The following is a 24,929-nucleotide window of genomic DNA, read 5'->3' as shown; positions in this document are numbered from 1 at the left end:
TCATGAGCGCCGAAGATCTTGAAAACTACGAAACCGACATGGAGCTCCAGCTGTACCGGGAGTACCGCGATGTCGTGGGTCTCTTCAGCTATGTCGTCGAGACCGAGCGGCGGTTCTACCTTGCGAACCACGTCGACCTGCAGGCACGCTCCGCGGACGGTGAGGTCTACTTCGATCTCACCCTGCAGGACGCCTGGGTGTGGGACGTGTACCGGTCGGCGCGCTTCGTGAAGAACGTCCGGGTCATCACGTTCAAGGACGTCAATGTCGAGGAACTCTCGAAGTCGGACGACCTCGCATTGCCCAAGGACGGGCCGTTGGGGGGCTAGGCTTCCGGTTTTGGTGCCTGCGCACGTCGATGGGCGGCGTGCCCCTCGGCAGCGCCGGGCCGTTCCTCAGGCGCGGCTATTCCTCGTCGCTGTCCCGCGGGTATTCCGAATCGGAATCTTCGGGCAGGTCAACGGACTGTTCGAGGACGTCGGCCTCCGAGCCACCGTTGCCTACGGCGAAAACCCCGGCGCTGGCATCATCCTCGCCGCCATCCGAAGCGACCGGCGTCTGCTGCTCAAGCTGGTCCGCCTCCGACCCTCCGGCCGTCCTGTCTTCGATGGGTGTCATTGCTGGTCCCTCCTCGTGCGCGGTTGATGAGCCGGTTTTATAGCATGCGAGCTTACTCGCCTTCGGACTCCATGGCGTCGGCGTACCGCATACTTCCTTGGTGAATCTCTGGCTTAGGGCTGAGCCGCGTTCGATCTCGACCGGCGGGTTATCCACATAGCGGCTGTCGCTCATCAGCTTCGCCCGAGAACCTTCCATCCTTGTCGTGGAGGTGGCGTTGATGGCGGCGAAGGACGAACTGGGACGGCGGGGCGAGGAGGCCGCTGCGGCGTTCCTCGAAGCGCGGGGACTGCAGGTGGTGGACCGGAACTGGCGGTGCCCCACCGGCGAGATCGATCTGGTGGCGGTGGACGGCGCGACCCTGGTCATCGTTGAGGTCAAGACGCGCACCTCCCAGGATTTCGGGCACCCGCTGGAGGCGATCAGCACGGCGAAGCTGGAGCGGCTCTACGTGCTGGCCTCCAAGTGGGCCCGGGCGCACGGGCAGCGCTTCGCAGGTTTCCGCGTCGACGCCGTGGCCATCCTCGATGATGGTGCGGGCAGTCCTCAGATCGAACACGTCCGGGCGGTGATCTAGGTGGCGTTGGGCCGCGCGTACTCGGTCGCGTTGGTGGGGCTCAACGGCTACATTGTGGAGGTCGAGGCCGACATCGGCCAGACGCTGCCGGCGTTTGTCCTCCTTGGCCTGCCGGATGCTTCTTTGAACGAGGCGAAGGAACGCATCCGGGCGGCCGCGCGGAACGCGGGGGTCCCCCTCAGCCGCCGCAAAATCACCGTTAACCTCGTTCCGGCGTCGCTTCCAAAGGGTGGTTCCGGTTTCGACCTTGCCATCGTGATGGCGGCGCTGGCCGCCGCGGGGGACATTCGGGGCTGCGGACGGACCGTGTTCCTCTCCGAACTCGGCCTCGACGGTCGGCTCCGCCCGATCCGAGGCGTGCTTCCGGCGGTCATGGCGGCCGTATCTGCCGGATACAGCGACGTCGTCGTGGCCCTCGGCAACCAGGCGGAGGCTGCACTTGTCCCGGGCGCCGAGGTATGTGGTTACCGTTCACTTGCAGAGGTGCTCCTGGCATATGGTGCCGATCCTGCTGCCGTGCAGTCGCTCAATGGGAGTGAGCCCGAGCAGCAGGAGGCAGACCCAGCCCAGCCGGAGGCGGGAGCGCAACGCGATCTTGCGGATGTTGCAGGCCAGGCTGAGGCACGGTTCGCCCTGGAGGTCGCTGCCGCCGGCGCCCACCATCTGATGATGGTCGGTCCACCCGGTGCGGGAAAGACGATGCTCGCCGAACGGATGCCTGGCATCCTGCCGGACCTTGATGACCAGCACGCCATGGAGGTCACGGCCATTCACTCGCTCAGCGGTACGCCGTGCAATTCGCTTCGGCGTCGCCCGCCCTTTGAGAACCCTCATCACACGGCAACGGCGGCCGCGATCATCGGAGGTGGGAGTGGCATACCGCGACCCGGGGCGGCCTCCCGTGCGCACCGGGGCGTTCTGTTCCTCGATGAGGCTCCCGAGTATGAGCGGCGGGTGCTTGAGGCCCTGCGTGAGCCGCTTGAGAGTGGTTCCCTGGTGCTCCACCGCTCGGCGGGAACGGCGGCCTATCCCGCCCGGTTCCAGCTCGTGCTCGCCCTCAATCCGTGCCCGTGCGGCCTCGCCTCGGGCAAGGGTACTGAATGCCAGTGCACTGCACAGCAGCGCCGTCGTTACTTCAATCGACTGTCCGGTCCCTTGCTTGACCGGGTCGACCTGCAGCTTGCGGTCAACAGGGTTGCACTGAACGACTATGTCAGCGGGACGGCAGGGGAGAGCAGCTCCGCCGTTGCTGCTCGGGTGCACACGGCGAGGAGCGCACAGGCTCAAAGACTTTCCCGCTGGGGTTGTTCGACGAATTCGGAGATCCGGGGCAGGATCCTGCGGGATGAACTCCGCCTGCCGCGCGGGGTCACCGCAGCATTGGACAGGGCCCTGGAGCGCGGCCTGGTCAGCGCCCGAGGCTGGGATCGGGTGCTCAAGGTCGCCTGGACCGTTGCGGATCTCGCTGGACACGTTCACCCCGACCCCGACGACGTGTCGGTAGCTCTGGGCTTCCGCCTGCAGGAGCGGGCCGCATGAACGTCCCCCAAGACAGCAGGACCGCGGTCGCGCGCGCAGCTTTGTCCCGGCTATTTGAACCTTCGGACGCCGTCGGACTCGCCCTGGTGGCTGCGGCCGGACCTCTTGACGCGCTCCGCATTGCCACCGGAGGTCTGAAAGCGGCCGGCGACCTGAGGCAGGAGATCCAGGAGCTGCTCGCGCCGGGCGAAGGCCAGAGCAATTTGCTTGACCGGGCGCTCGAACGCTGGGCACCCCGCCGGAACGACCTGGCACCCGAACGGGACCTCGCGACACTGGCCAGATTTGGCGGGCGCCTGCTGACCCCCGAAGCGGAGGACTGGCCGGCCGCCCTTGAGGACCTCCAGCTTGCAGCACCGGTGTGCCTCTGGGTCCGCGGATCGGCTGAAGTACCCCCGCTCCAGCGGATGGTGGCGATCGTCGGATCCCGCGACAGCACCAACTACGGTGCCTCGGTCACGGCCGAAATGGCATCTGGTTTGGCCATGAAGGGCCTTACCGTTCTCTCCGGCGGAGCCTACGGAATCGATGCCCAGGCCCACCGCGCAGCGTTGGGAACGTCAGGCACGGCCCAGCCTCCGACGATCGCCATCATGGCATGCGGTGTGGACCGCTATTACCCGGCGGGGAACGAGGAACTGCTGCGTACCATCGCGCGGGACGGACTCGTCATCTCCGAGGTTCCGCCGGGCTCTTCCCCTACCCGATGGCGCTTCCTGGCGCGGAACCGGCTCATCGCAGCTCTGGGCGCCGTCACGGTTGTCGTGGAGGCCCGATGGAGGTCCGGTGCCCTCAACACCGCCCACCACGCCGCCGGGCTCGGGCGTCCCGTAGGAGCCGTCCCGGGATCGGTCTACTCAGCGAATTCCGCTGGCTGCCACCGCCTTCTCCGCGACGGAAGCGCGATCTGCGTGACGGATGCGTCCGAGGTGGCTGAGCTCGCTGGTCCACTCGGGACCCATCCTGAGACTGATGTGTCCGTTCCGTCCAGCGACCACGATGGGCTGGCCGTTCAGGACATCCTCCTGCTTGATGCCCTCCCGCTGAGGATTTACTCCTCCATCGACAAGCTCGCCTCGGTGGCCGGGCTCGGATCACGGGACGTCCTGGCCGGGCTGGCCCGCCTCGAGCTCGCAGGCCTCGCCCTCCGCGGCCCGGAAGGGTGGAGGCGGGCACCGAAATCCTGACAGAAGAAACCGGGAAGAATCCTGCACCTCAAGAAGAACGAGGAGAATCTGCGATGAGACAGCATTACCGCATCGAAAGTCCTATCGGCGGCTTGATTCTTGTGGCGGCACAAGGCGGACTCGTCGGTGCCTACCACGAACGGCACGACCCGCAGCCCGGAGTGGTGCTGCTGGGGGAGCCCTGGCAGGAACACCGGCCGGGCCACCGGGATGCCGGACACCCCAAGGCAGGGGCCCCGCCGGGCAGCGAGCCGAGCGTTACCGCCGGCACGGTAGTGAACGGGATCGTGCCAAGGGAGCACGGAGGCTCTACGGGAAGGGATGCGGGCGGAGTCCTCATCGACGCAGCCCGACAGCTCGAAGAGTACTTCGCGGGAACCCGACGCTCCTTCCAGCTGCTGCTCCTCCCAGCCGGCACGGGGTTCCAGCACCGCGTGTGGGCCGCCGTCGCTCGAATTCCCTACGGCCAGACACGCACCTACCGAAGCATTGCCGCGGCACTGGGCAACCCCGCCATGGGCCGGGCCGTCGGTGCCGCGGTACGGGCGAACCCCCTGTCGATCCTCATCCCGGGCCATCGGGTTGTTGCGGGAAACGGGGCGCTCGCGGGCTATGCAGCCGGGATCGACGCCAAACGGTTCCTGCTTGACCTCGAGGGAGCGGCCGTTTCGGAGGAGGTCAACACAGCGCGAAGTGCCGCCGGGGAATCAGGGCGGACAGGGATCACCGCCGGGCCGGTCATCGCAACGGATACCGCGGGCGTCTCGGCGGAGGGGAGTTCGGCCCTGAGAGCTATATCGGGAGCGGGCAGCCCACGGGGCGGCACTGGGCGGGGGCGGTCCCGTGGACAACAAAGGGACCTCGTGTCCGGAGCGCCTGTTGGACGCGGTCATCAGGAAGGAGCAGAGTAGAGGTCCAAGAATTGTACAAAGCCGGAAGGGAGCTGGACATCGCTGTTGCGAAGACTCCCGCAGGCAAGCCGGCGGCCGACCTCTCACCGTCCTTCGCTGACGCGGTCGACAGGTACAGGCGGTATCTTGAGGCCGAACGTAACCGTTCTGAGCACACGGTCAGGGCCTACCTGACCGACCTCGAACTGCTGCTGGGCTTCGTCCGGGCCCGGGGCACCGAACGGCTTGAGGACGTGGAGCTCAGCGACTTCCGGGCCTGGCTGGGCTCGCTCGACAGCGCGGGGCTGTCCCGCTCCACCATCGCCCGGCGCGCGGCGACCGCCCGCAGCTTCATGGCCTGGGCCGAGCGCGAAGAACTCATCTCGGTCAATCCCGCCCTCCGGCTGCGGGCGCCGAAGCGGGAAAAGTCGCTGCCCCACGTCGTCACCCGGGCCCAGCTTGACTCCATCTTCGCCTCGCTGGAGGAAGCCGCTGCGGCGGGGGAGGGAGGCGCCCTCCAGGCCCGCGCCATGGTCGAACTCCTCTACGGCACCGGCATCCGCGTCGGAGAGCTGACCGGACTGGATATCGACGACCTCAACACCGAGCGGCGCACCCTCACGGTGCTCGGCAAGGGCAACAAGGAGCGGACGGTTCCCTTCGGAGTGCCTGCGGCCCACGCGCTGGATGACTGGCTGCGGCGCGGCCGGCCCCAGTTCTCAACCGCAGCCAGCGGGCCGGCCGTGTTCCTCGGCCGGCGCGGCGGCCGGATCGACCAGCGCGCGGTGCGCGGCACCGTCCAAAAACTGTTCGCCGCACTCGGCGGCACCTCGGCCTCGGGGCCGCACGCCATCCGCCACAGCACCGCCACACACCTCCTCGACGGCGGCGCCGATCTGCGGGCCGTCCAAGAGATCCTCGGCCACAACAGCCTGGCGACAACCCAGATTTATACGCATGTCTCGGTGGACCGGTTGCGCCGGAGTTACGAGCAGTCTCATCCCCGCGCATAATACGTCCCGTGGACCGGAATTCAGAGGCTCGCCGGAAAGCAAGTAATTTCTGCAATTACCTGAGTAGTTACAGTGGCGCTCCGGTGAGTTGTACGGCACAATGATTCCTAGTTAGTCATCCGGCACACTGCACACAGGGCAGTGTCGTCAAAGCACACGCAAAGCTGCACCGTTTCATCTGCCATGCAGGTCGTTGGGGAAGACGTACCTAAAGCTATGGAGGATGGAATGTCTGTTGTGATGGCCCGCGGTGTTTTGTACGTGCACTCAGCCCCTTCCGCGTTGTGCCCTCATGTCGAGTGGGCCATTGGGTCGGTGCTCGACAAGCGGGCCGACCTGGACTGGAGGCCTCAGCCCGCCGCGCCCGGAATGCACCGCGCCGAGCTCTCCTGGACCGGACCCCAGGGCTCGGGAGCGCAGCTCGCGTCGGCCCTGCGCGGCTGGGCGCACCTCCGCTACGAGGTCACCGAGGAGCAGAGCGCCGGTGTCGACGGCGGACGCTGGTCCCACACCCCCGAACTCGGCATCTTCCACGCCACCACCGACGTCCACGGGAACATCATGGTCTCCGAGGACCGCATCCGCTACGCCTACGAGGCAGGCGCCGGCGATCCGTCGGCCGTCTACAACGAGCTGTCCCTCGCACTCGGCGAATCCTGGGACGAAGAGCTCGAGCCATTCCGCCACGCAGCCGAAGGCGCTCCCGTCCGCTGGCTCCACCAGGTCGGCTAACAGGCACCCGGCAGCTGCTGCCGGTTCGGCAAGGGGCCCTTGAGCAGAAGCGCGGCCGTACTGCCATAGCACAAAGAAGGGCACTCCCGGATGGGGGTGCCCTTCTTTGTGCTAGGTGAGGCTAGACGTTCCGGATGACGACGACGGCATTGTGGCCGCCGAAGCCGAACGAGTTGCTCAGCGCCACTATGTCTCCGCCGGGAAGCTTGCGCTCGGAGGTCACGACGTCGAGGGGGATCTCGGGGTCCTGGTTCTCCAGATTGATCGTCATCGGGGCGCTCCGGTCGTACACGGCCATGACGGTCATGACGGCCTCGACGGCGCCCGAGGCACCGAGGAGGTGGCCGGTCTGCGACTTGGTGGCCGAAACCGCAACGTTGCCGATGTGCGAGCCGAGCGCTTCCTTCAGCGCGATGTACTCTGGCTTGTCACCGACCGGCGTGGAGGTGGCGTGGGCGTTGATGTGGACGACGTCCGAGGGCAGGGCCCGCGCGTCGAACAGCGCGGCCTTGAGGGCGCGGGTCGCGCCCAGTCCGCCCGGGTCCGGTGCGGTGATGTGGTACGCGTCGGCGGTGACGGACGTGCCGGCCAGTTCGCCGTAGATGCGGGCGCCGCGGGCGAGGGCGTGCTCCTCTGCCTCGAGCACCAGGGCGCCGGCGCCCTCACCCATGACAAAACCGTCACGGTTGAGGTCGTACGGCCGGGAGGCGTGCTCGGGGTCGTCATTGCGGCGCGAGAGGGCCTGCATCGAGGCGAACGCGGCCATCGGCATGGGGTGGATCGCCGCCTCGGCGCCGCCGCACATGACGACGTCGGCCTTGCCGGAGCGGATCAGTTCGAGGCCCTGGTGGAGGGCCTCGGTGCCGGAGGCGCAGGCCGAGACGGGGGTGTGCGCGCCGGCGCGTGCTCCGATGTCGAGGCTGACCGCAGCTGCCGGACCGTTGGGCATCAGCATGGGCACGGTCATCGGCAGGACGCGGCGGGGGCCCTTTTCGCGCAGGGTGTCCCAGGCATCGAGCAGGGTCCACACTCCGCCGATGCCGGTGGCGAAGGCAACGGCCAGGCGGTCCGGGTCGACCTCTTCAATGCCGGAGTCGCGCCAGGCTTCGCGGGAAGCGACGACGGCGAACTGGGTTGAGGGATCCATCCGCTTGGCCTCGACGCGCGTGAGGACTTCGGTGGCCGGTGTGGAGACCTGGGCCGCGAACGTGACGGGAAGTTCGTATTTCTGGACCCAGTCGGCCTCGATGGTGTGAGCACCGGAAACACCCTTGAGGGCGTTTGCCCACATGGTGGGTACGTCACCGCCGATGGGCGTTGTCGCACCGAGGCCGGTGATGACTACTTTGCGGGGCATGGGGTCACTCTTTCAAAGCGTTGGGTCGGTCGACGCCTTCCGGCGGGAACCTAGGGTGAAGAAGGGCGGCTGCCTCCGGCGCTCGGGCCGGAGGCTGCCGCCGTCGCTCCTCGCGGAGCAGGTGTTACGCCTGCGCGCCGGCGATGAAGGTAACGGCGTCGCCTACGGTCTTGAGGTTCTTGACTTCTTCGTCCGGGATGCGGACGCCGAACTTCTCCTCGGCGTTGACGACGATGGTCATCATGGAGATCGAGTCGATGTCGAGGTCGTCGGTGAAGGACTTGTCCATCTGGACGGACTCGGGAGCGAGGCCCGTTTCCTCGTTGACGATCTCGGCCAGACCGGCCAGGATTTCTTCGTTGTTAGCCATAGTGGCTCCTTTTCTGTTACTGCCGGGCGGTCCCGGCGTGGTTGGGTCAAACCGCTGTCGGCGGCTTGGGCGTGGAAAGTCAGGGAAGGACGACGACCTGGGCGCCGAAGACGAGCCCGGCTCCGAAACCGATCTGCAGGGCGAGCCCGCCGCTCAGTTCCGGCTGTTCCTTCAGCAGCCGGTGCATGGCCAGCGGAATCGACGCAGCGGAGGTGTTCCCCGCATCGACTATGTCACGGGCCACGCTCACGTGTTCGGGAAGCTTCAGCTGCTTGACCATCTCATCGATAATACGGATGTTCGCCTGGTGTGGCAGGAAGGCCGCGAGGTCGTCGGCAGAGATTCCCGCAGCATCGAGTGCCTGCTGGGCGACCTTGGCCATCTCCCACACCGCCCAGCGGAACACCGTGGGTCCGTCCTGGCGCATCGTGGGCCACAGGGAGGCCTGCTCCGCGTCGGAGTCGGCGGCTTCGCCGTCGCCCTCCGAAGCGGCGAGGGCGCCGAGGGAGTAGTCGCGGATGTCGATGAGGGAGCGGGTCATGCGGATCGACTCGTGCTTGCTGCCGTCCGAGCCCCACACAGACGGGCCGATGCCCGCCGTGGTCGACGGGCCGACGACGACGGCGCCCGCGCCGTCACCCAGCAGGAAGGAGATGGTGCGGTCGGAGTTGTCGATGAAGTCCGAAAGCTTTTCGACGCCGACGACCAGGACGTACTCCGCCGTACCGGCGTGCACGAGGGCGTCGGCCTGCGCAATGCCGTAGCAGTAGCCTGCGCATGCCGCGGAGATGTCGTACGCCGGGGCGGGGGTCGCGCCGAGCCGGTCCGCGAGCTGCGCGGACGCCGAAGGAGTGGCGTAGGGGTGGGTGACTGTGGAGACGAGCACCCCGCCGAGCTGCTTCGCGTCGATGCCGGCGTTGGCCAGGGCCTCGCGGGCGGCCGCCTCGGCCATGTCGATGACGCTCACGTCGCGCGGAGCGCGGTGGCGGGTGACGATGCCCGTGCGCTGGCGGATCCATTCGTCGGAGGAATCGATCCACTGCACGACGTCGTCATTGGTGACGATCACCTCGGGCCGGTATGCCCCGACGCCGAGAATGCGGGTGTAGTCGCGCAGGGGAGCCTGCTGAAGAGCCGGAGTGCTCACTGATGTCCTTCTGCCAGGGATGAGTCGGTATCCAGGAGACGCGAATGCTCGTCGATGAAGGCGCGGGCCGCGTCGAGGTCCTCCGGAGATTTTACGGGCAATGCGGCCGTACCGCGCATTCCGCGTTTCGCCAGCCCGGTCAGGGTGCCCGCCGGGGCCAGCTCCAGCATGCCGGTCACCCCCATTTCCTGCATTGACGCCATGCACAGATCCCACCGCACCGGGCGTGACACCTGGGCGATGAGGCTGTCAAGGTTCGCCTCACCGGTGCTCACCGGCTGCCCGTCGTAATTCGAGAGCAGGGTCGGCAGGGGTTCGGCGGGAGTGAGCGAAGGGCGCAGGGCCTCAAGCGCGGTCACGGCCGGGGCCATGTGGAAAGTGTGGAACGCGCCGGCGACCTTCAGCGGGATCACCCGGGCCTTGGCCGGCGGCTCGGCGGCGAGGGCGGCGAGCTGCTCGAGCGTCCCGGCGGCCACCACCTGGCCGCCGCCGTTGGCGTTCGCGGCGGTGAGGCCGAGCCGGTCCAGGACCTGCGCGACGTCGTCGGGATCGCCGCCCAGGACGGCGCTCATGCCCGTGGGCACGGCCGCGGCGGCTTCGGCCATGGCGGTGGCACGGACGCGGACGAAGGCGATCGCGTCGGCCTCGGTAAGGGCGCCCGAGATGGCCGTCGCGGTCAGCTCACCCACCGAGTGGCCCGCGACGACGGTCCCGGCGGTCATCGGGCGGTTCTCGAGGAGCACCCGGGCGGCGACCAGCCCTGCGGCAACAATCAGGGGCTGTGCGACGGCGGTGTCCTTGATGGTGTCCTCGTCGGACACCGTGCCGTGCTTGACCAGGTCGACGCCGGCCTGGTCGCTGAGGAGGGCGAGGTGCCCGGCGACGCCGGGCAGTTCAAGCCACGGGCTGAGGAATCCTGGCGTTTGGGACCCCTGGCCGGGGCAGGCGATTGCGAGCACGTTTCCAGCTTTCCAAATCGGCGGTGCTTTCTCGGGTGTTTCGTCGAACCAAGCTGCGGCGGACGCTTTGTAGGAACTCTACAAGGTCCAGCCCTAGCCGGAGCGGGTCGGCGACCGTTCCGGGGAGGACTTGGAGGGCTGATAGAGCCGCCCGACGACCAGCGCCGTCTGCAGCACAAACGCCTCCCGGGGGAGCAGCGGGTCCCATCCGGTGACGTCGCACACCCGGCGGAGCCGGTATCGAACGGTGTTGGCGTGGACGAACAGCGCACGCGAGGTGGCCTCGAGCGAGTGCCCCAGCGTCAGGTAGGCGGAGAGGGTCTGCTCAAGGCCGTTTGAGGCGTTGATCAGCGGCCGGTAGATGTTGTGGACCAGGGCCTTCCGCGCCGAGTCGTCGCCGGAGACGACCCGCTCGGGCCAGAGGTCCTCCGCGGACACCGGCCGGGGCGCCGTCGGCCAGGCCTTCGCTGCGGTGAGGCCGGCGAAGGCGGCCTGCGCGGAGCTGCTTGCCGCGACGAGGGACTCCGCCTCCGGGCCGTACACCACGGGGCCCGGCCCAAACAGTTCGCTGAGGCGGGTGTAGGAGGCGTCGCGCTCGTGCACGCCGCCGAGGACCAGGATGAGGCGGTCGCCCTGGATACCGACGAGGGTGTCCTCCGCCAGGCGTCCGGTGACGCGCCGGAGTTCGTTGAGGAACCCGGCGTTGGGTTCGGGCGGCGCGCTGCCCACCATCACCGTGATGCGGCCCGTGGAGTTCCACCCGACCGCGGCGATGCGGGACCGCAGGGCATCGGAGCTCTCACCGCGCAGGATTGCATCGACCACAAGGGCCTCGAGCCGGGTGTCCCAGGATCCGCGCGTCTCGGCGGCACGGGCATAGACGTCGGCGGCGGCGAAGGCGACCTCGCGGGAGTAGCGGAGCACCGCCTCGCGCAGCGGTGCCTGATCGGCCGGCGGCGCCAGGAAGGGCACCTGGTCCTCGACCACCTGAACCACGACACGGATCAGCTGGAGGGCCTTCTGGAGGCTGATCGAGCGCGTCAGCTCCGTCGGGGCGGTGCCGAAGACGTCGCTGAGCACCCAGGCAGGGGAGACGGGCCGCTGGTACCAGTTGACGAAGGAGGCGATCCCCTTCTGGGCGACCATGCCTAGCGCCGAACGTTCATCGGGGCGCAGCCCGCGGTACCAGGGGAGGTCGGAGTCAAGCTGCTTCAGGGTCGCCGTCGAGAGGGCCCCGATCTTCGAGCGCAGCCGCTCCACGGTGTCGGGATCCGGAGGCGCGGCCGATGACCCTCTGGCGGCCCCGGCGGTCCGGGGCGGGGAGGCAGGGCTGTCGGGGAGCGGCATGAACCGAGCATACGGTTTTCGCCCGGGAAGCTCCATTTTGTGGGACAGCTACAAAGAAAGTGCTTAAACGCAATGGCGGGCGGTGGACTTTCGTCCACCGCCCGCCGTCACCGGGTCAGGCCCGGGGACCCCTTGAGCAGGATCAGCTGTCGCCTCCGGCGTTGCCGGTGGTTCCGGCGTTCACGTCGAGCAGCGAGTACTTCTCGATGGCGTCCTTCGGTGCATTCGCATCGACCTCGCCGCGGCGGGCGAGCATCTCCAGCGCCCGGACGACGACCGAGTGGCTGTCGATCTTAAAGAACCGGCGGGCGGCGGCACGGGTGTCGGAGAAACCGAACCCGTCGGCGCCGAGCGTTGCGAACTCGTTCGGCAGGAACTGCCGGATCTGGTCCGGAACGGCCTTCATGAAGTCGCTGACGGCGACGATGGGGCCGGTGGCACCCTCCAGCTGCTGGGTGACGAACGGCTTGCGGGCCTCCCCGCCGGGGTTCAGGAACGCCTCCTCCTCGGCGGCAATGCCGTCGCGGCGCAGTTCGTTCCAGGACGTGACGGACCAGACATCGGCCGACACCCCCCAGTCCTCCGCGAGGATCTGCTGGGCCTCGATGGCCCAGGGCACCGCCACGCCGGAGGCGAGCAGCTGCGTGCGCGGGCCGTCGACCTTCGCCGGCTTCAGGAGGTAGATGCCCTTGAGCAGGCCCTCGACGTCGAGTTCCTCCGGTTCGGCCGGCTGCACGAACGGCTCGTTGTACACCGTGAGGTAGTACATGAGGTTCCGGTCGGACTCCGAACCGCCGGGGTTCTCGCCATACATCCGGCGCAGGCCGTCGCGGACGATGTGCCCGATCTCATAGCCGTAGGCCGGGTCGTAGGTGACGACGGCGGGGTTGGTCGAGGCCAGCAGCGGCGAGTGCCCGTCGGCGTGCTGGAGTCCCTCGCCGGTGAGCGTGGTGCGCCCGGCGGTGGCTCCGATGATGAAGCCGCGGGCCATCTGGTCGGCGGCCGCCCAGATGGAATCGCCGGTGCGCTGGAACCCGAACATCGAGTAGAAGACGTAGACCGGGATCAACGGTTCGCCGTGGGTGGCGTAAGCCGTGCCCGCGGCGGTGAAGGCAGCCACCGAACCGGCCTCGTTGATGCCTGCGTGCAGGATCTGGCCCTGAATCGACTCCTTGTAGGCCAGGACGAGGTCCCGGTCCACCGACAGGTAGTTCTGGCCCTTGGGGTTGTAAATCTTCGCCGTGGGGAAGAAGGAATCCATGCCGAAGGTGCGCGCCTCATCAGGAATGATGGGCACGATCCGGTTGCCGAACTCCTTGTCCCGCATCAGATCCTTTAGCACGCGCACGAAGGCCATGGTGGTGGCTGCCTGCTGCTTGCCGGAGCCGCGCTTGGCGACCTCGTAGGCCTTCTCGCCGGGGAGCGCGACCGGGGTGTGCTTGGTGCGGCGCTCGGGCACGAACCCGCCGAGCTCGCGGCGGCGCTCCAGCAGGTACTTGATCTCCGGCGCGTCGGGGCCCGGGTGGTAGTACGGCGGGTTGTAGAGGTCGTTGTCGATCTGCTCGTCGGTGATGGGGATCCGCAGGTGGTCGCGGAAGGCCTTCAGGTCCTCGAGGGTCAGCTTCTTCATCTGGTGGGTCGCATTGCGGCCCTCGAAGTGCGGGCCCAGGCCGTAACCCTTGACGGTCTTGGCGAGGATGACGGTGGGCTTGCCCTTGAACTCGGTGGCCGCCTTATACGCCGCGTACACCTTGCGGTAGTCGTGGCCGCCGCGCTTGAGGTTCCAGATCTGCGCATCGGTCATGTCCGCGACCATCGCCTTGGTGGCCGGCGACCTGCCGAAGAAGTGGTCCCGGACGAATCCGCCGGACTCGGTCTTGAAGGTCTGGTAGTCGCCGTCGGGGGTGGTGTTCATGATCTCCACCAGCGCCCCGTCATTGTCCTTCTCGAGCAGCGAGTCCCACTCGCGGCCCCAGACGACCTTGATGACGTTCCAGCCGGCGCCGCGGAAGAACGCCTCGAGCTCCTGCATGATCTTGCCATTGCCGCGCACCGGGCCATCGAGGCGCTGCAGGTTGCAGTTGATGACGAAGTTCAGGTTGTCAAGGTTCTCGTTGGCGGCGAGCTGCAGGAGGCCGCGCGATTCGGGCTCGTCCATCTCGCCGTCGCCCAGGAACGCCCAGACCTGCTGGTCGGAGGTGTCCTTAATGCCGCGGTTGTGGAGGTAGCGGTTCGACTGCGCCTGGTAGATGGCGTTCATCGGACCGATGCCCATGGACACGGTGGGGAATTCCCAGAACTCGGGCATGAGCCGCGGGTGCGGGTAGGAGGAGAGCGCGTGGCCCTCCTTCGACTTTTCCTGACGGAACCCGTCGAGGTCCTCTTCGGTGAGGCGCCCTTCGAGGAAAGCCCGGGCGTACATGCCGGGGGAGGCGTGGCCCTGGAAGAACACCTGGTCGCCGCCGCCCGGGTGGTCCTTGCCCCGGAAGAAGTGGTTGAAGCCGACTTCATACAGAGTTGCCGCTCCGGCGTAGGTCGAGATGTGCCCGCCCGCGCCGATCTCGGGCCGCTGTGCCCGGTGCACCATGACCGCCGCGTTCCAGCGCATCCATGCGCGGTACTTGCGTTCGATCTCCTCGTCGCCGGGGAACTCGGGCTCCTGGTCGGCGGGAATGGTGTTGACGTAGTCCGTGGTGGTCACCATCGGAACGCCGACGCTCTGTGCTCCTGCCCGCTGGAGCAGCGAACGCATGATGTACTGCGCCCGCTCGGTGCCCTGGGTGCGGATGAGCTGATCGAGGGACTCGATCCACTCAGCTGTCTCCTCAGGGTCGCCATCGGGCTTGCCCACGGTCAGACCACTCAAAATATCTGCCGTACCTTCTTCTGCAGCCACGCGAAAACCTCTCCACTTGTCGCCGATGATGTCAGCGACGCTTATGACTTTGAGCTTCGGATCGATTGCCCGAATGATTGTGCAGGTCCGGCCGGGGGCTGATTAACCGAGGCCGTTCACCGAATCACTCTATCGCCGCGGCGGGCCGGATGCGTAGCCGCAGCTTCGCGCTGGGCGAAACCGCGGACCGCAGGGCCGCAGCCGCCCGCCGGTGGACGCCGTGCAGGGCGGCGTCGGACGGTGGATGGGCCCGGCGCGGCGGTAAAGAGGGGCGCGGCGCCGACAGGTGGGGCCCGCAGCCGCCCGGGCAAAGGTCATGCCAGCTTGAAGCGTGGCGTATAAAGGTGTTGGCTGGTAGTAATACAAGACTACCTTTGTGCGGATTCGTCATCTGGACGGTCCCGGCGTTCTTCAGGAGGAACTAAGTGAGCGAGGCCGAAGCCGCCACTGCAGTAAGTGTGGCGGGCAAGTTGGGTTTGAAGACCGGTGACCTTGTTCAGGAGCTCGGCTACGACGAGGACGTCGACTTCGACTTCCGCGACGCGCTCGAGGCCGACATCGGGTCGGAACTTCTGATGGAGGACGACCAGGACGTCGTGGACGGCGTCATCCTGTGGTGGCGCAACAACGATGGCGACCTCGTTGATGCGCTCGTCGACGCGCTGGTTTCCCTCGGCGAAGGCGGCGTCATCTGGGTCCTCACCCCCAAGCCCGGGCGCGAGGGCTACGTGGCTCCATCCGAAATCCAGGAGGCCGCGCCCACTGCGGGCCTCCACTCAACCTCCTCCGCGGGAGTCTCGAAGGAGTGGGCCGCAACCCGCCTGGTGAGCCGGCGGAAGCAGTAACGTGACGAGGCTCCCTGTTCCGGGTGAGCCCGCACCCGATGCCGAGCTGGTGAACCAGCATGGCGAAACGGTTCGTTTGAGTGCCCTTCGGGGTGCACCCGCGGCGCTCGTCTTCTTTCCCTCAGCCTTCTCCCGGGTCTGCACCCGGGAACTGTCGGACCTGCAGGCTTCCCGGGCCCTCTTCTCGGCCCATGGTGTGCGGCTGCTCGGTCTCTCGACCGACTCCAAGTACGCCCTCCGGGCATACGCCGAGGCCGAAGGCCTCACCTTCGATCTCCTTTCAGACTTCTGGCCCCACGGCGCCGCAGCCCAGGCCTTCGGCGTCTTCGACGTGCGGGCGGGCCACGCCGGGCGGTTCACCTTCTTCCTCGACGCCACCGGCGTAGTCTCCTCCGTCGTCAGTTCCGGCCCGGGCGAGCCCCGCAGCGCGGCCGACTATGCCGCCGCCGTCGCCTCGTTGGCGGGTGCGGCGTGAGCGCGCAGCCAGGACAAGATCCCCCCGGCGATCCCGTGCCGTCGGATCAGGCAGCTCATCCGCGCTTCGGACTCACCGGATTCGCGACGGACGGCTCCGCCGCCCTGGCACCCCTCGATGCCGATGCTCTAGCCCGGCTCGATGCGGCCGTGGAGCTGCTCTCCGGCCTGCGGCTTGCCGTCCTGACCGGGGCGGGCCTCAGCACGGACTCGGGCATTCCCGACTACCGCGGGCCGTCGTCGCCCCCGCGCAACCCGATGACCTACCAGCAGTTCGTCGGCGATGAAGCCCTCCGCCGGCGGTACTGGGCCCGCAACCACGTGGGCTGGCGCCACCTGCGCCACGCCGACCCCAACCCGGGCCACGCCGCCGTCGCCCGCCTCGAGCAGCGCGGGCTGATCACCGGGCTCATCACCCAGAACGTGGACCGGCTCCACTCAACGGCCGGCAGCGTCAACGTCATCGACCTCCACGGCACCTACGACCGGGTTGTCTGCCTCAACTGCAGGACGCCGTTCCGGCGGGCCGAGATCGCCGACCTGCTCGAGAAGCTCAACCCCGGCTACCTGGAGCGCGAGTCCGACGCCGGGGACGTCGCCCCCGACGCCGACGCCGATGTCGACGACACCGCCGATTTCGTCATCGCACCGTGCCCGGTCTGCGGCGGCATGCTCAAGCCGGACTTCGTCTACTTCGGCGAGAACGTCCCGAAGGACCGGGTCGCCGAGGCCTACCGCATGGTGGACGAGGCCGGGGCCCTGCTGGTCGCCGGGTCCTCACTCACCGTGATGAGCGGGCTGCGGTTCGTCCGTCACGCGCACAAAGCAGGGAAGCCCGTGGTCATCATCAACCGCGGTGCGACCCGGGGCGACGACCTGGCGACCCTGCTCATCGACGCCGGGGTCTCGGAGTCACTGACCTACCTCGCGGAAAGGCTGCCTGCGCTGGAGAATTGAGCGCGGGCTGCCCGTGTGCCGGGTGCCAGCGATTGGCGCGCGCCGTCGGTCATCGGGTAGAGTCAGTCCTCGGAATGAGCGCCCTTCCGGATTTTCCCGGCGGCGACGCATTCACGAATTTGGGTCTTTAGCTCAGCTGGTAGAGCGCCACGTTTACACCGTGGATGTCATCGGTTCGATCCCGGTAGGACCCACCACCGAAACCCCGTTTCCCGGCTTAGATGCTGCGGGAACGGGGTTTCTGCGTGAGTGCGGCTGTTCCCTGAAGGACTCGGCGCCGCTGTCCCACGAAGGCAGTGGGCACCACCATCAGCACTTCGACTGCGCCCGACTGGCGCGACGGCTGACTCCACCTCGAACTGGTCGAAAATCAAGTGATCAGGGTAGAGAGTCCCAGCAATTTAGGGTAGAAAGTCACTCCAATTCAAGGTAGAAACCGGCTCCAATTAGGGTATGGAGTCATTCCAAATTGGGTTGCGCTCGATGGATCGGCCCCTCCAGACTTGACGCACTGGGGATCCATCTTTAAATCCAGGGGGCAACTGGTGCTGGACTCTGCTTTCTTCTCACTTCGCCGTCGTGGTGACGGCCGCAGGACTTCTCAATTTGGATTACGGCGCAGAGGTGGTCCGCGTCCCCGCGGGCCGCAGACTCTGCGGATCAATGCGGTGCTGACGGCGCTGCTGGTTACGGTGGGCGCCGTGGTGATGCCGGTCGCGGCATCCGGCGCGACCGGCGATGTCGGGGTCGAGGGTCCGTCGCATTCGGGGACGGGGACGCCGACGGGCACCAAACGGGCCACCAGCAATCTGTGGTTCCACGACGGGCTGTGGTGGGGCAACCTGTGGGACACGTCCAGCTCGGACTTCCATATCTTCAGGTTCAACCCCTCGACGAACTCGTGGGTCAATACGGGGGTGAAGACCGACACGCGGTCGAGCACCCACCATGACGTGCTGTGGGACGGGTCGACCCTGCATGTGGCGAGCTACCGGTTCGTCAACGACGGCCTGCCGGCCGAGCCGGGCTTCCCGACCACCATGAAGCGCTACAGCTACAACGCGAGCAGCAAGACGTACACGCTGCTGAGCTCCACCCAGATCAACAACTCGAAGGTTGAGGTCCTGACCATCGACAAGGACTCCACCGGCCGGGTCTGGGCCACGTGGCAGCAGGGGAACCGGATCTACCTGAACGTCACCGGCACCGACGGCAAGACCTGGGGGACGCCCTTCGCGCATCCTGCGTCACGGAGCAGCGTGTCAGTGGATGACACCGCGGCCTTGGTTGCCTACGGGCCCGGGAAAATGGGTCTGATGTGGAGCCGGCAGGTCGGTGACTCAACCGACGGCATGTACTTCAGCTTCCACGTCGATGGAGCATCGAACACCTCCTGGTCCACTCCCGTGGCGGCGGTGTCCGGGCAGCGCAGCGGTGATGACCATATGAACCTGAAGTGGCTGGATTCCTCCGGTGGTCGGGTCTTCGCCGCCATCAAGACGTCGTACACGTCGTCGTCCCAGCCGCTGATCCAGCTGCTGGCCTTGAACAACTCGACGTCGACGTGGTCGGCGCACACCATCGCAACCGTGGCCGAGTGCCCGAACCGGGTGATCGTCCTGATCGATGAGAGCACGCAGAGGCTGCGTACCTTCGCCACCTATCCCAAGCCAAGTGGCACGACCAACTCCGGTGCCTGCACCAGCTCCGGTGGTGCGATCTACGAGAAATCCACGCCGCTCAGCACCATCAGCTTCACCACCTCAAAGACGGCGCGGATCGTCGACGCCGACCAGTACGTGCACAACGCGACGTCGACGAAGCAGAACCTCAACAGCTCGGCGCGCGGCACGGCCAACAGCGGTCTGCTGCTGCTCGCCGATGTTAACGCCACGAGCCGGTACTGGCACTACTACGACGGCAGCGGCGGCAGCGGTGGCGGTGGCGGTGATACGACGGCACCGACGGTGACTGCCACCTCCCCAACCGCCGGCGCGACGGGTGTGGTGGTGACGACGAACGCAACGGGAACATTCTCGGAGGCGATGACTGCCTCGACGATCACGCCCTCCACCTTCACGCTGACGGCACAGGGGTCGACGACGCCGGTGCCGGCCGCCGTGACCTACAGCGGCAACGTTGCGACGTTGAACCCAAGTGCCGACCTGGCGGCGGGTACGACGTACACGGCGACGATCAAGGGTGGATCCTCCGGGGTGAAGGATGCCGCGGGTAACGCGCTGGCGTCGGACAAGACGTGGACCTTCACCACCGCTGCAGCGGGCGGCGGCGGTGGGACTCCGGAGACCGTCACGCTCAATGCCACGGCCGACAGCTACGTGGAGAGCGGAACGACGGGCACGAACTACGGCACATCGACCATGTTGGGTGTGGACGCCAGCCCGGTGGAGGTCTCGTACCTGAAGTTCGACCTTTCGGCCTATGCCGGCAGGACGCTCGAGAGTGCGACGCTGCAGCTGCGGAGTGCGGGCAGCGGGTCGGTCGGTACCCAGAACGTCAAGCTGGTCGCCAACGACGCCTGGACCGAGACGGGGATCACGTACAGCAACAGGCCGACGCTCGGCAGCAGCATCGGCACGCTGGGCCCGACCTCGGCCAACGCCAACTACAGTGTTCCGCTGACGGTCAGCGGCGTGACGGGTGAGCTCGGCCAGCAGCTCTCCCTGGGCATGGACTCCACCAACAGCGACGGCCTTGACCTCAACTCCCGGGAGGCCGGCAGCACGGTGGCACCGAAGCTGGTCCTCACCTTCAGGTAGGAGCAGGCCGCACGCGTTCACGACGAGCGCACCCGAAAACGACGACCGCACCGGATAAAACCGGTGCGGTCGTCGTTTTCGGGTGCGCGGGACGCTTTGCGGCGCGGTGGTCGTTTTCGGACCGCGTCAGTCGGCCGCAGCGAGCTGTCCGCAGGCCCCGTCGATCTCCTGGCCGCGCGTATCGCGCAGCGTCGTCGGGATGCCGGCGTCGCGGAGCCGGTTGATGAACTCCGCGGTGACGGCGGGCTCCGACGCCGTCCAGATGGACCCCGGCGTCGGGTTCAGCGGGATCGGGTTGACGTGCACCCAGCCGCGGCCGCGCTTGTTCAGCTTCTTGGCCAGCAGGTCCGCACGCCAGGGGTGGTCGTTCATGTCCTTGATCAGCGCGTACTCGATGCTCACCCGGCGCCCCGTGGTGGCGAAGTAGTTGTAGGCGGCGTCGAGGGCCTCGTCCACCTTCCACTTGGTGTTTACGGGGATCAGTTCGTCCCGCAGCTCGTCGTCGGGCGCGTGGAGGGACAGGGCGAAGGTGACGGGAACGTCCTCGGCCGCGAGCTTGTTGATCGCGGGCACCAGTCCGACCGTGGAGACGGTGATGTGCCGGGCCGACATGCCCAGGCCTTCGGGGGAGTCGTCGACGAAGCGGTGGACGGCGGCCATCACGCGCTTGTAGTTCGCCAGCGGCTCGCCCATGCCCATGAAGACGATGTTGGTGACGCGGTCGGCGTCGTGCCCGCCGTCGGTGCGGGTCCCGCCGAGCTCGCCCGCGGCGAGGACACGGTTTGCGGCGACGACCTGGTCGACGATCTCAGCGGTCGACATGTTGCGGGTCAGCCCAGCCTGGCCGGTGGCACAGAAGGGGCAGTTCATGCCGCACCCGGCCTGCGAGGAGACGCACAGGGTGACCCGGCCGGGGTAGCGCATCAGGACGGACTCGACGAGCGCGCCGTCGAACAGCCGCCAGAGGAACTTGATGGTGTCGCCGTTGTCGGTCTTGAGCTGCTTGACCTTGGTGAGCAGCGGCGGGAACATCGCCTCCACCATGTCCGCCCGGCCCGCCTTGGGGAGGTCGCTCATCAGCTCGGGGTCGGTGGTGTAGTGGCTGAAGTAATGGGTGGAGAGCTGCTTGGCCCGGTACGCCGGGTAGCCGAGTTCCTTCAGCCGTTCCTGGCGTTCGGTGAGCGTGAGGTCGGCCAGGTGCACCGGCGGCTGCTTCACGCGCGGGGACTTGAACTGGAGCAGCGGACGCCCGTCGCTGCCGACGACCGGGGCGGCGCCCTCCACCTCCGGGCGGACCTGGGGGCGGGAGGCGGGAGCAGGGGAAAGAATCGCGTCAGTCATCGGTTCCATTGTTTCATGACTTGTTTACCGGCGGGTCCGCAGCCGGCGGCGAATGTTACCGAGGCCATATGCCGTCCTGTGGCTTCCGGAGCGCTGCCGGTAATAGGCTGAGGAGTAAGGGATGGGGGCGAAGATGCCCCCACTCAGCGCAGGCGCCAACGACGCGCCTCGAAGCATCGGAGAAATAATTGAGTGCACAAATTGGAGTAACCGGGCTTGCCGTCATGGGAGCCAACCTCGCCCGCAACCTGGCCCGCAACGGCTACACCGTGGCCCTGCATAACCGGTCGATCGAAAAGACGGACGCCCTGCTCGAGAAGTACGGCCACGAGGGCGACTTCATCCGCACCGAATCCCTCCAGGAGCTCGTCGACTCGCTTGAGAAGCCCCGCCGGGTCCTGATCATGGTGAAGGCCGGCAAGCCGGTGGACTCCGTCATCGATCAGCTGGCACCGTTGCTCGAGCCCGAAGACATCATCATCGATGCGGGCAACTCCCACTACGAGGACACCCGCCGGCGCGAGGCAGCGCTGGCCGAGAAGGGCCTGTTCTTCGTCGGCGTCGGAGTGTCGGGCGGCGAGGAGGGCGCGCTGCTCGGGCCCTCGATCATGCCCGGCGGTTCCCGCAAGTCCTACGAGTCGCTCGGCCCCATGCTTGAGAAGATCTCGGCCAAGTACAAGGGCGAGGCGTGCTGCGCCTGGGTCGGCACCGACGGCGCGGGCCACTTCGTGAAGATGGTCCACAACGGCATCGAGTACGCCGACATGCAGGTCATCGGCGAGGCCTACGACGTCCTCCGTTCGGCCGCCGGCATCGAACCGGCCGAACAGGCCGACATCTTCACCGAGTGGAACAAGGGCACCCTCTCGTCCTTCCTCATCGAGATCACCGCCGAGGTGCTCCGCCACACCGATCCGCGCAGCGATAAGCCGTTCGTCGACATCCTCGTCGACTCCGCCGGCCAGAAGGGCACCGGCCGCTGGACAGTCGTCTCGGCGCTTGAGCTCGGAAGCCCGACGTCGGGCATCGCCGAGTCCGTGTTCGCCCGCGGCCTGTCGTCCCAGCGGGAGCAGCGCGTGCTGGCCCAGGAGACGCTGAAGGGCCACGAGTCGAGCGTTGAACTGCCCGAGTCGTTCGTCGAGGACGTGCGCCTTGCCCTCTACGCGTCGAAGATCGTCAGCTACGCCCAGGGCATGGACATGCTCGGCGCCGCCGCGAAGGAGTACGGCTGGGAGCTCAAGCTCGACGAGATCGCCTCCCTCTGGCGGGCCGGCTGCATCATCCGCGCCGAACTGCTCGACGACGTCATGAAGGCCTACGCCGGCGCGGACCGCCCGGCCAACCTCCTGCTCGCGCCGGCCTTCACCGAGGCCATCGCCGAGGCCGTCCCGGCCTGGCGCCGCGTCGTGGCCACGGCGGTGCAGCTGGGCATCCCCGTGCCCGTCTTCTCCTCGTCGCTGGCCTACTACGACGGCCTGCGCCGCAAGCGCCTGCCCGCCGCCCTGACCCAGGGACTGCGCGACCTCTTCGGCGCCCACACCTACAACCGGGTCGACGCCGAGGGCACCTTCCACACCCAGTGGAGCGGCGACCGCTCGGAGATCGAAGCCGTGGACACCCACTAGTCCAACGGGCTTAGACACGAGAAAGGCCCCGGGGAACCGGGGCCTTTCTTATGGGGGGCGAAGGCTAGATGAAGATGGCCGGGTCGACGTATTCGGCCGGATCCACCGCGGGAAGGGTCTCCCGGCGGGCGTCACGGTGCCGGTAGGTCGCGGGGATCCCGGTGATGATCGATTCCGGCGGCGTGCTCTTGACGACGACGGCATTGGCTCCCACGGCGCTGCGGGCTCCGATGGTGATGGGGCCGAGGATCTTCGCCCCGGCGCCGATGGTGACGCCGTCGCCGATGGTTGGGTGGCGCTTGACCTTCTCCAGTGACCGCCCGCCCAGGGTGACGCCCTGGTACATCATGACGTCGTCACCGATTTCGGCGGTTCCACCGATCACGACGCCCATGCCGTGGTCGATGAAGAAACGGCGTCCGATGACCGCCGCGGGGTGGATTTCGATGCCGGTCGCGGCCCGGGCCAGCTGGGCCAGGATGCGCGCCGGAAGGCGCAGCCCCGGCCGGGTCCACATCCGGTGCGTGAGCCGGTGCACCCAGATCGCGTGCAGGCCGGAGTAGACCAGGGTGTTCTCGACCGCGCCGCGCGCCGCTGGATCGTGGGTGCGGGCCGTCTCCAGGTCCTCGCGCAGTCTCCCTAAAAAGCTCAAGGCTTCCTCCTCATAGAGGGCGGGTCAGGCGCGGATGTCGTCGAAGAGCACCGTGGAGATGTACCGCTCGCCGAAATCGCACACGACCGCCACGATGAGCTTACCGGCGTTTTCGGGCCGCTTGGCCAGCTCAAGGGCGGCCCAGACGATGGCTCCCGAGGAAATGCCGCCGAGGATTCCCTCCTTTGTCCCCAGGGCACGGGCAACGCGCACCGAGTCTTCCACGGAGGCATCGATGACCTCGTCGTAGGCGTCGGTGTCGAGGATCTCCGGCACGAAGTTCGCGCCGAGGCCCTGGATCTTGTGCGGACCCGGCGCCCCGCCGTTGAGGATGGGGGAGTCGGCCGGTTCGACGGCGACGATCTGCACGCCGGGCTTGCGCTTCTTGAGGACCTGCCCGACGCCGGTGATGGTGCCGCCGGTGCCGACGCCTGCGACGAAGATGTCGACGGCGCCGGCGGTGTCTTCCCAGACCTCTTCGGCCGTGGTGGTCCGGTGGATCTCCGGGTTGGCGGCGTTGGCGAACTGCTGGGCCCAGATGGCGTTCTCGGTGTTCGCCACGATCTCCTTGGCGCGTTCCACCGCTCCGCGCATCCCCTCGGAGCCGGGGGTCAGGACGATCTCGGCGCCGTAGGCGCGGAGCATGACGCGGCGTTCGGTGGACATGGTCTCCGGCATGGTGAGGATGACCTTGTACCCGCGGGCCGCGCCGACCATGGCGAGGGCGATGCCCGTGTTGCCGGAGGTCCCCTCGACGATGGTGCCGCCCGGGCGCAGCGCACCGGAACGCTCCGCGGCGTCGACGATCGCGACGCCGATGCGGTCCTTCACACTGTTGGTGGGGTTGTAGAACTCGAGCTTGACCACCACGTCCGCCCCCAGGCCCTCAGCCAGGTGGTTGAGGCGCACCAGGGGCGTACCGCCGACCAGTTGGGTGACGTCATCGTAAATCCGTGCCATGTAATGAGCCTGCCTGATCTGGTCTGCCGCGGGGGACGGGTGGATAAGGGAACTAGGGCGCTGGGCTGCCGGAGTCAGCCTAGTTCCCGGCTTGTGCCTCGACTACGCGGCAAGCCATTGTGCGTAATATTTGCGCGCCTTGGCGAGCTTGGGGTTGATAATCACCTGGCAGTAGCCCTGCTCGGGGTGCTTCGCGTAGAAGTTCTGGTGGTACTCGGCGGCCAGGTGGAAGGAGGGGAGCCTCGTCACCTCGGTCACGATGGGGTTGTCCCAGTTCTCCTGGTTGCGCTCGATGGCCTCTTCGAAGAGCTTCTTCTGCTCGTCGTCCGAGTAGAACATCGCCGAACGGTACTGGGGTCCGACGTCGTAGCCCTGGCGGTTCAGGGTGGTGGGGTCGTGTGACACGAAGTACATGTCGAGGATCGCCTCGGCCGGGATGACGGTCTCGTCGAAGGTCACGGCGACGACCTCGGCGTGGCCGGTCAGGCCCGTGGCAATGTTTTCGTCGTTCGGGTGGGGCTCATGCCCTCCGGCGTATCCTGAGAGGACCTCTGTCACGCCGCGTGTCTGCTGGTAAACGGCGTCGAGGCACCAGAAGCAGCCTCCGCCAAGCACAAAAGTTTTCATACTTTGTACAATGCGCGGGACCCCCAGAAGATTCCC

General features: G+C 67.3%; 23 protein-coding genes and 1 tRNA gene. 13 read left to right on the top strand and 11 right to left on the bottom strand.

The features are described 5' to 3' along the window. Positions 1-2: 2 nt before the first annotated feature. A complete protein-coding gene (locus I6N91_RS03340; protein WP_120165348.1) occupies positions 3-329 on the top strand; it encodes a DUF2469 domain-containing protein in 327 nt (108 codons plus the stop codon). A 76-nt stretch (positions 330-405) separates the two neighbouring features. Here the strand turns inward: I6N91_RS03340 and I6N91_RS03335 are convergent, their stop codons facing one another. Next, positions 406-618: a hypothetical protein gene (locus tag I6N91_RS03335; protein WP_198810526.1), complete on the bottom strand. Its 213-nt coding sequence runs from the start codon at positions 616-618 to the stop codon at positions 406-408. A 211-nt stretch (positions 619-829) separates the two neighbouring features. Here I6N91_RS03335 and I6N91_RS03330 point away from each other — a divergent pair, with 211 nt between their 5' ends. From I6N91_RS03330 to I6N91_RS03305, 6 genes are all read left to right on the top strand, one after another. Continuing rightward, positions 830-1,195 (top strand): YraN family protein, encoded by a 366-nt coding sequence (locus tag I6N91_RS03330; RefSeq protein ID WP_198810700.1) that lies wholly within the window; start codon positions 830-832, stop codon positions 1,193-1,195. Further along, positions 1,196-2,734, top strand: coding sequence for a YifB family Mg chelatase-like AAA ATPase (locus I6N91_RS03325; RefSeq protein ID WP_198810524.1), 1,539 nt, complete (start codon positions 1,196-1,198; stop codon positions 2,732-2,734). It begins immediately after the preceding gene. Beyond that, positions 2,731-3,921: a DNA-processing protein DprA gene (dprA, locus tag I6N91_RS03320; protein ID WP_198810522.1), complete on the top strand. Its 1,191-nt coding sequence runs from the start codon at positions 2,731-2,733 to the stop codon at positions 3,919-3,921. The genes I6N91_RS03325 and dprA overlap by 4 nt, the downstream gene beginning before the upstream one ends. Before the next feature lie 53 nt (positions 3,922-3,974). After that, positions 3,975-4,832 (top strand): methylated-DNA--[protein]-cysteine S-methyltransferase, encoded by an 858-nt coding sequence (locus tag I6N91_RS03315; RefSeq protein ID WP_198810520.1) that lies wholly within the window; start codon positions 3,975-3,977, stop codon positions 4,830-4,832. 38 nt (positions 4,833-4,870) lie between these two features. Then, positions 4,871-5,824: a tyrosine recombinase XerC gene (locus tag I6N91_RS03310; protein WP_198810698.1), complete on the top strand. Its 954-nt coding sequence runs from the start codon at positions 4,871-4,873 to the stop codon at positions 5,822-5,824. Between the two features lie 228 nt (positions 5,825-6,052). After that, positions 6,053-6,556, top strand: a complete 504-nt coding sequence (locus I6N91_RS03305; protein WP_198810518.1) for a DUF3145 domain-containing protein — start codon at positions 6,053-6,055, stop codon at positions 6,554-6,556. Positions 6,557-6,677: 121 nt separating this feature from the next. On the opposite strand, the gene fabF is transcribed toward I6N91_RS03305, so the two are convergent. The 6 genes from fabF to aceE form a co-directional block, all read right to left on the bottom strand. Then, positions 6,678-7,913 carry a beta-ketoacyl-ACP synthase II gene (gene fabF / locus I6N91_RS03300; protein ID WP_198810517.1) on the bottom strand — a complete coding sequence of 412 codons (1,236 nt, stop codon included), beginning with the start codon at positions 7,911-7,913 and terminating at the stop codon, positions 6,678-6,680. A gap of 124 nt (positions 7,914-8,037) precedes the next feature. Next, complete coding sequence (locus I6N91_RS03295) at positions 8,038-8,283, bottom strand: acyl carrier protein (RefSeq protein ID WP_120165357.1); 246 nt, start codon at positions 8,281-8,283, stop codon at positions 8,038-8,040. A 79-nt stretch (positions 8,284-8,362) separates the two neighbouring features. Continuing rightward, positions 8,363-9,430, bottom strand: coding sequence for a beta-ketoacyl-ACP synthase III (locus I6N91_RS03290; RefSeq protein ID WP_198810515.1), 1,068 nt, complete (start codon positions 9,428-9,430; stop codon positions 8,363-8,365). Then, positions 9,427-10,389 (bottom strand): ACP S-malonyltransferase, encoded by a 963-nt coding sequence (locus tag I6N91_RS03285; RefSeq protein ID WP_198810514.1) that lies wholly within the window; start codon positions 10,387-10,389, stop codon positions 9,427-9,429. Before I6N91_RS03285 ends, I6N91_RS03290 begins: the two co-directional genes overlap by 4 nt. A 93-nt stretch (positions 10,390-10,482) precedes the next feature. Next, positions 10,483-11,736 (bottom strand): PucR family transcriptional regulator, encoded by a 1,254-nt coding sequence (locus I6N91_RS03280; protein ID WP_374058906.1) that lies wholly within the window; start codon positions 11,734-11,736, stop codon positions 10,483-10,485. A 142-nt stretch (positions 11,737-11,878) separates the two neighbouring features. Further along, the gene (aceE, locus tag I6N91_RS03275; RefSeq protein ID WP_198810512.1) at positions 11,879-14,632 is read right to left on the bottom strand and encodes a pyruvate dehydrogenase (acetyl-transferring), homodimeric type; all 2,754 of its coding nucleotides are present in this window, start codon (positions 14,630-14,632) and stop codon (positions 11,879-11,881) included. A gap of 425 nt (positions 14,633-15,057) precedes the next feature. On the opposite strand from aceE, the gene I6N91_RS03270 reads away from it, so the two are divergent. The 5 genes from I6N91_RS03270 (at position 15,058) to I6N91_RS03250 (ending at position 19,688) form a co-directional block, all read left to right on the top strand. Continuing rightward, complete coding sequence (locus I6N91_RS03270) at positions 15,058-15,477, top strand: DUF3052 domain-containing protein (protein ID WP_159616933.1); 420 nt, start codon at positions 15,058-15,060, stop codon at positions 15,475-15,477. 1 nt (position 15,478) lies between these two features. Further along, positions 15,479-15,952, top strand: a complete 474-nt coding sequence (locus I6N91_RS03265; RefSeq protein ID WP_198810511.1) for a redoxin domain-containing protein — start codon at positions 15,479-15,481, stop codon at positions 15,950-15,952. A gap of 35 nt (positions 15,953-15,987) precedes the next feature. Further along, on the top strand, positions 15,988-16,908 hold the full coding sequence (locus I6N91_RS03260; RefSeq protein WP_198810696.1) for an NAD-dependent protein deacetylase: 921 nt from the start codon (positions 15,988-15,990) through the stop codon (positions 16,906-16,908). Between the two features lie 121 nt (positions 16,909-17,029). Then, positions 17,030-17,105: transfer RNA gene (locus I6N91_RS03255), tRNA-Val, on the top strand. Between the two features lie 471 nt (positions 17,106-17,576). Further along, positions 17,577-19,688, top strand: a complete 2,112-nt coding sequence (locus I6N91_RS03250) for an Ig-like domain-containing protein (protein ID WP_307843217.1) — start codon at positions 17,577-17,579, stop codon at positions 19,686-19,688. A gap of 126 nt (positions 19,689-19,814) precedes the next feature. On the opposite strand, the gene rlmN is transcribed toward I6N91_RS03250, so the two are convergent. After that, positions 19,815-21,029 carry a 23S rRNA (adenine(2503)-C(2))-methyltransferase RlmN gene (gene rlmN, locus I6N91_RS03245; RefSeq protein ID WP_233091383.1) on the bottom strand — a complete coding sequence of 405 codons (1,215 nt, stop codon included), beginning with the start codon at positions 21,027-21,029 and terminating at the stop codon, positions 19,815-19,817. Positions 21,030-21,217: 188 nt separating this feature from the next. Here rlmN and gndA point away from each other — a divergent pair, with 188 nt between their 5' ends. After that, entirely contained in the window at positions 21,218-22,654 is a 1,437-nt protein-coding gene (gene gndA, locus I6N91_RS03240; RefSeq protein WP_198810509.1) for an NADP-dependent phosphogluconate dehydrogenase, read from the top strand. 64 nt (positions 22,655-22,718) lie between these two features. Here the strand turns inward: gndA and epsC are convergent, their stop codons facing one another. The 3 genes from epsC to msrA all read right to left on the bottom strand — a co-directional run bounded on the left by epsC (position 22,719) and on the right by msrA (position 24,893). After that, positions 22,719-23,306, bottom strand: coding sequence for a serine O-acetyltransferase EpsC (gene epsC / locus I6N91_RS03235; RefSeq protein ID WP_198810508.1), 588 nt, complete (start codon positions 23,304-23,306; stop codon positions 22,719-22,721). Between the two features lie 24 nt (positions 23,307-23,330). Then, the gene (gene cysK / locus I6N91_RS03230) at positions 23,331-24,266 is read right to left on the bottom strand and encodes a cysteine synthase A (protein WP_133402211.1); all 936 of its coding nucleotides are present in this window, start codon (positions 24,264-24,266) and stop codon (positions 23,331-23,333) included. Between the two features lie 102 nt (positions 24,267-24,368). Beyond that, positions 24,369-24,893 carry a peptide-methionine (S)-S-oxide reductase MsrA gene (gene msrA / locus I6N91_RS03225; protein ID WP_159616921.1) on the bottom strand — a complete coding sequence of 175 codons (525 nt, stop codon included), beginning with the start codon at positions 24,891-24,893 and terminating at the stop codon, positions 24,369-24,371. Positions 24,894-24,929: the final 36 nt, after the last annotated feature.

It is taken from the genome of Arthrobacter sp. MSA 4-2, from assembly GCF_016405885.1.
Taxonomy (GTDB): Bacteria; Actinomycetota; Actinomycetes; order Actinomycetales; family Micrococcaceae; genus Arthrobacter_D.
Note: the sequence above shows the minus strand (reverse complement) of the source record. Positions and strands in the feature narration are given on the sequence as shown.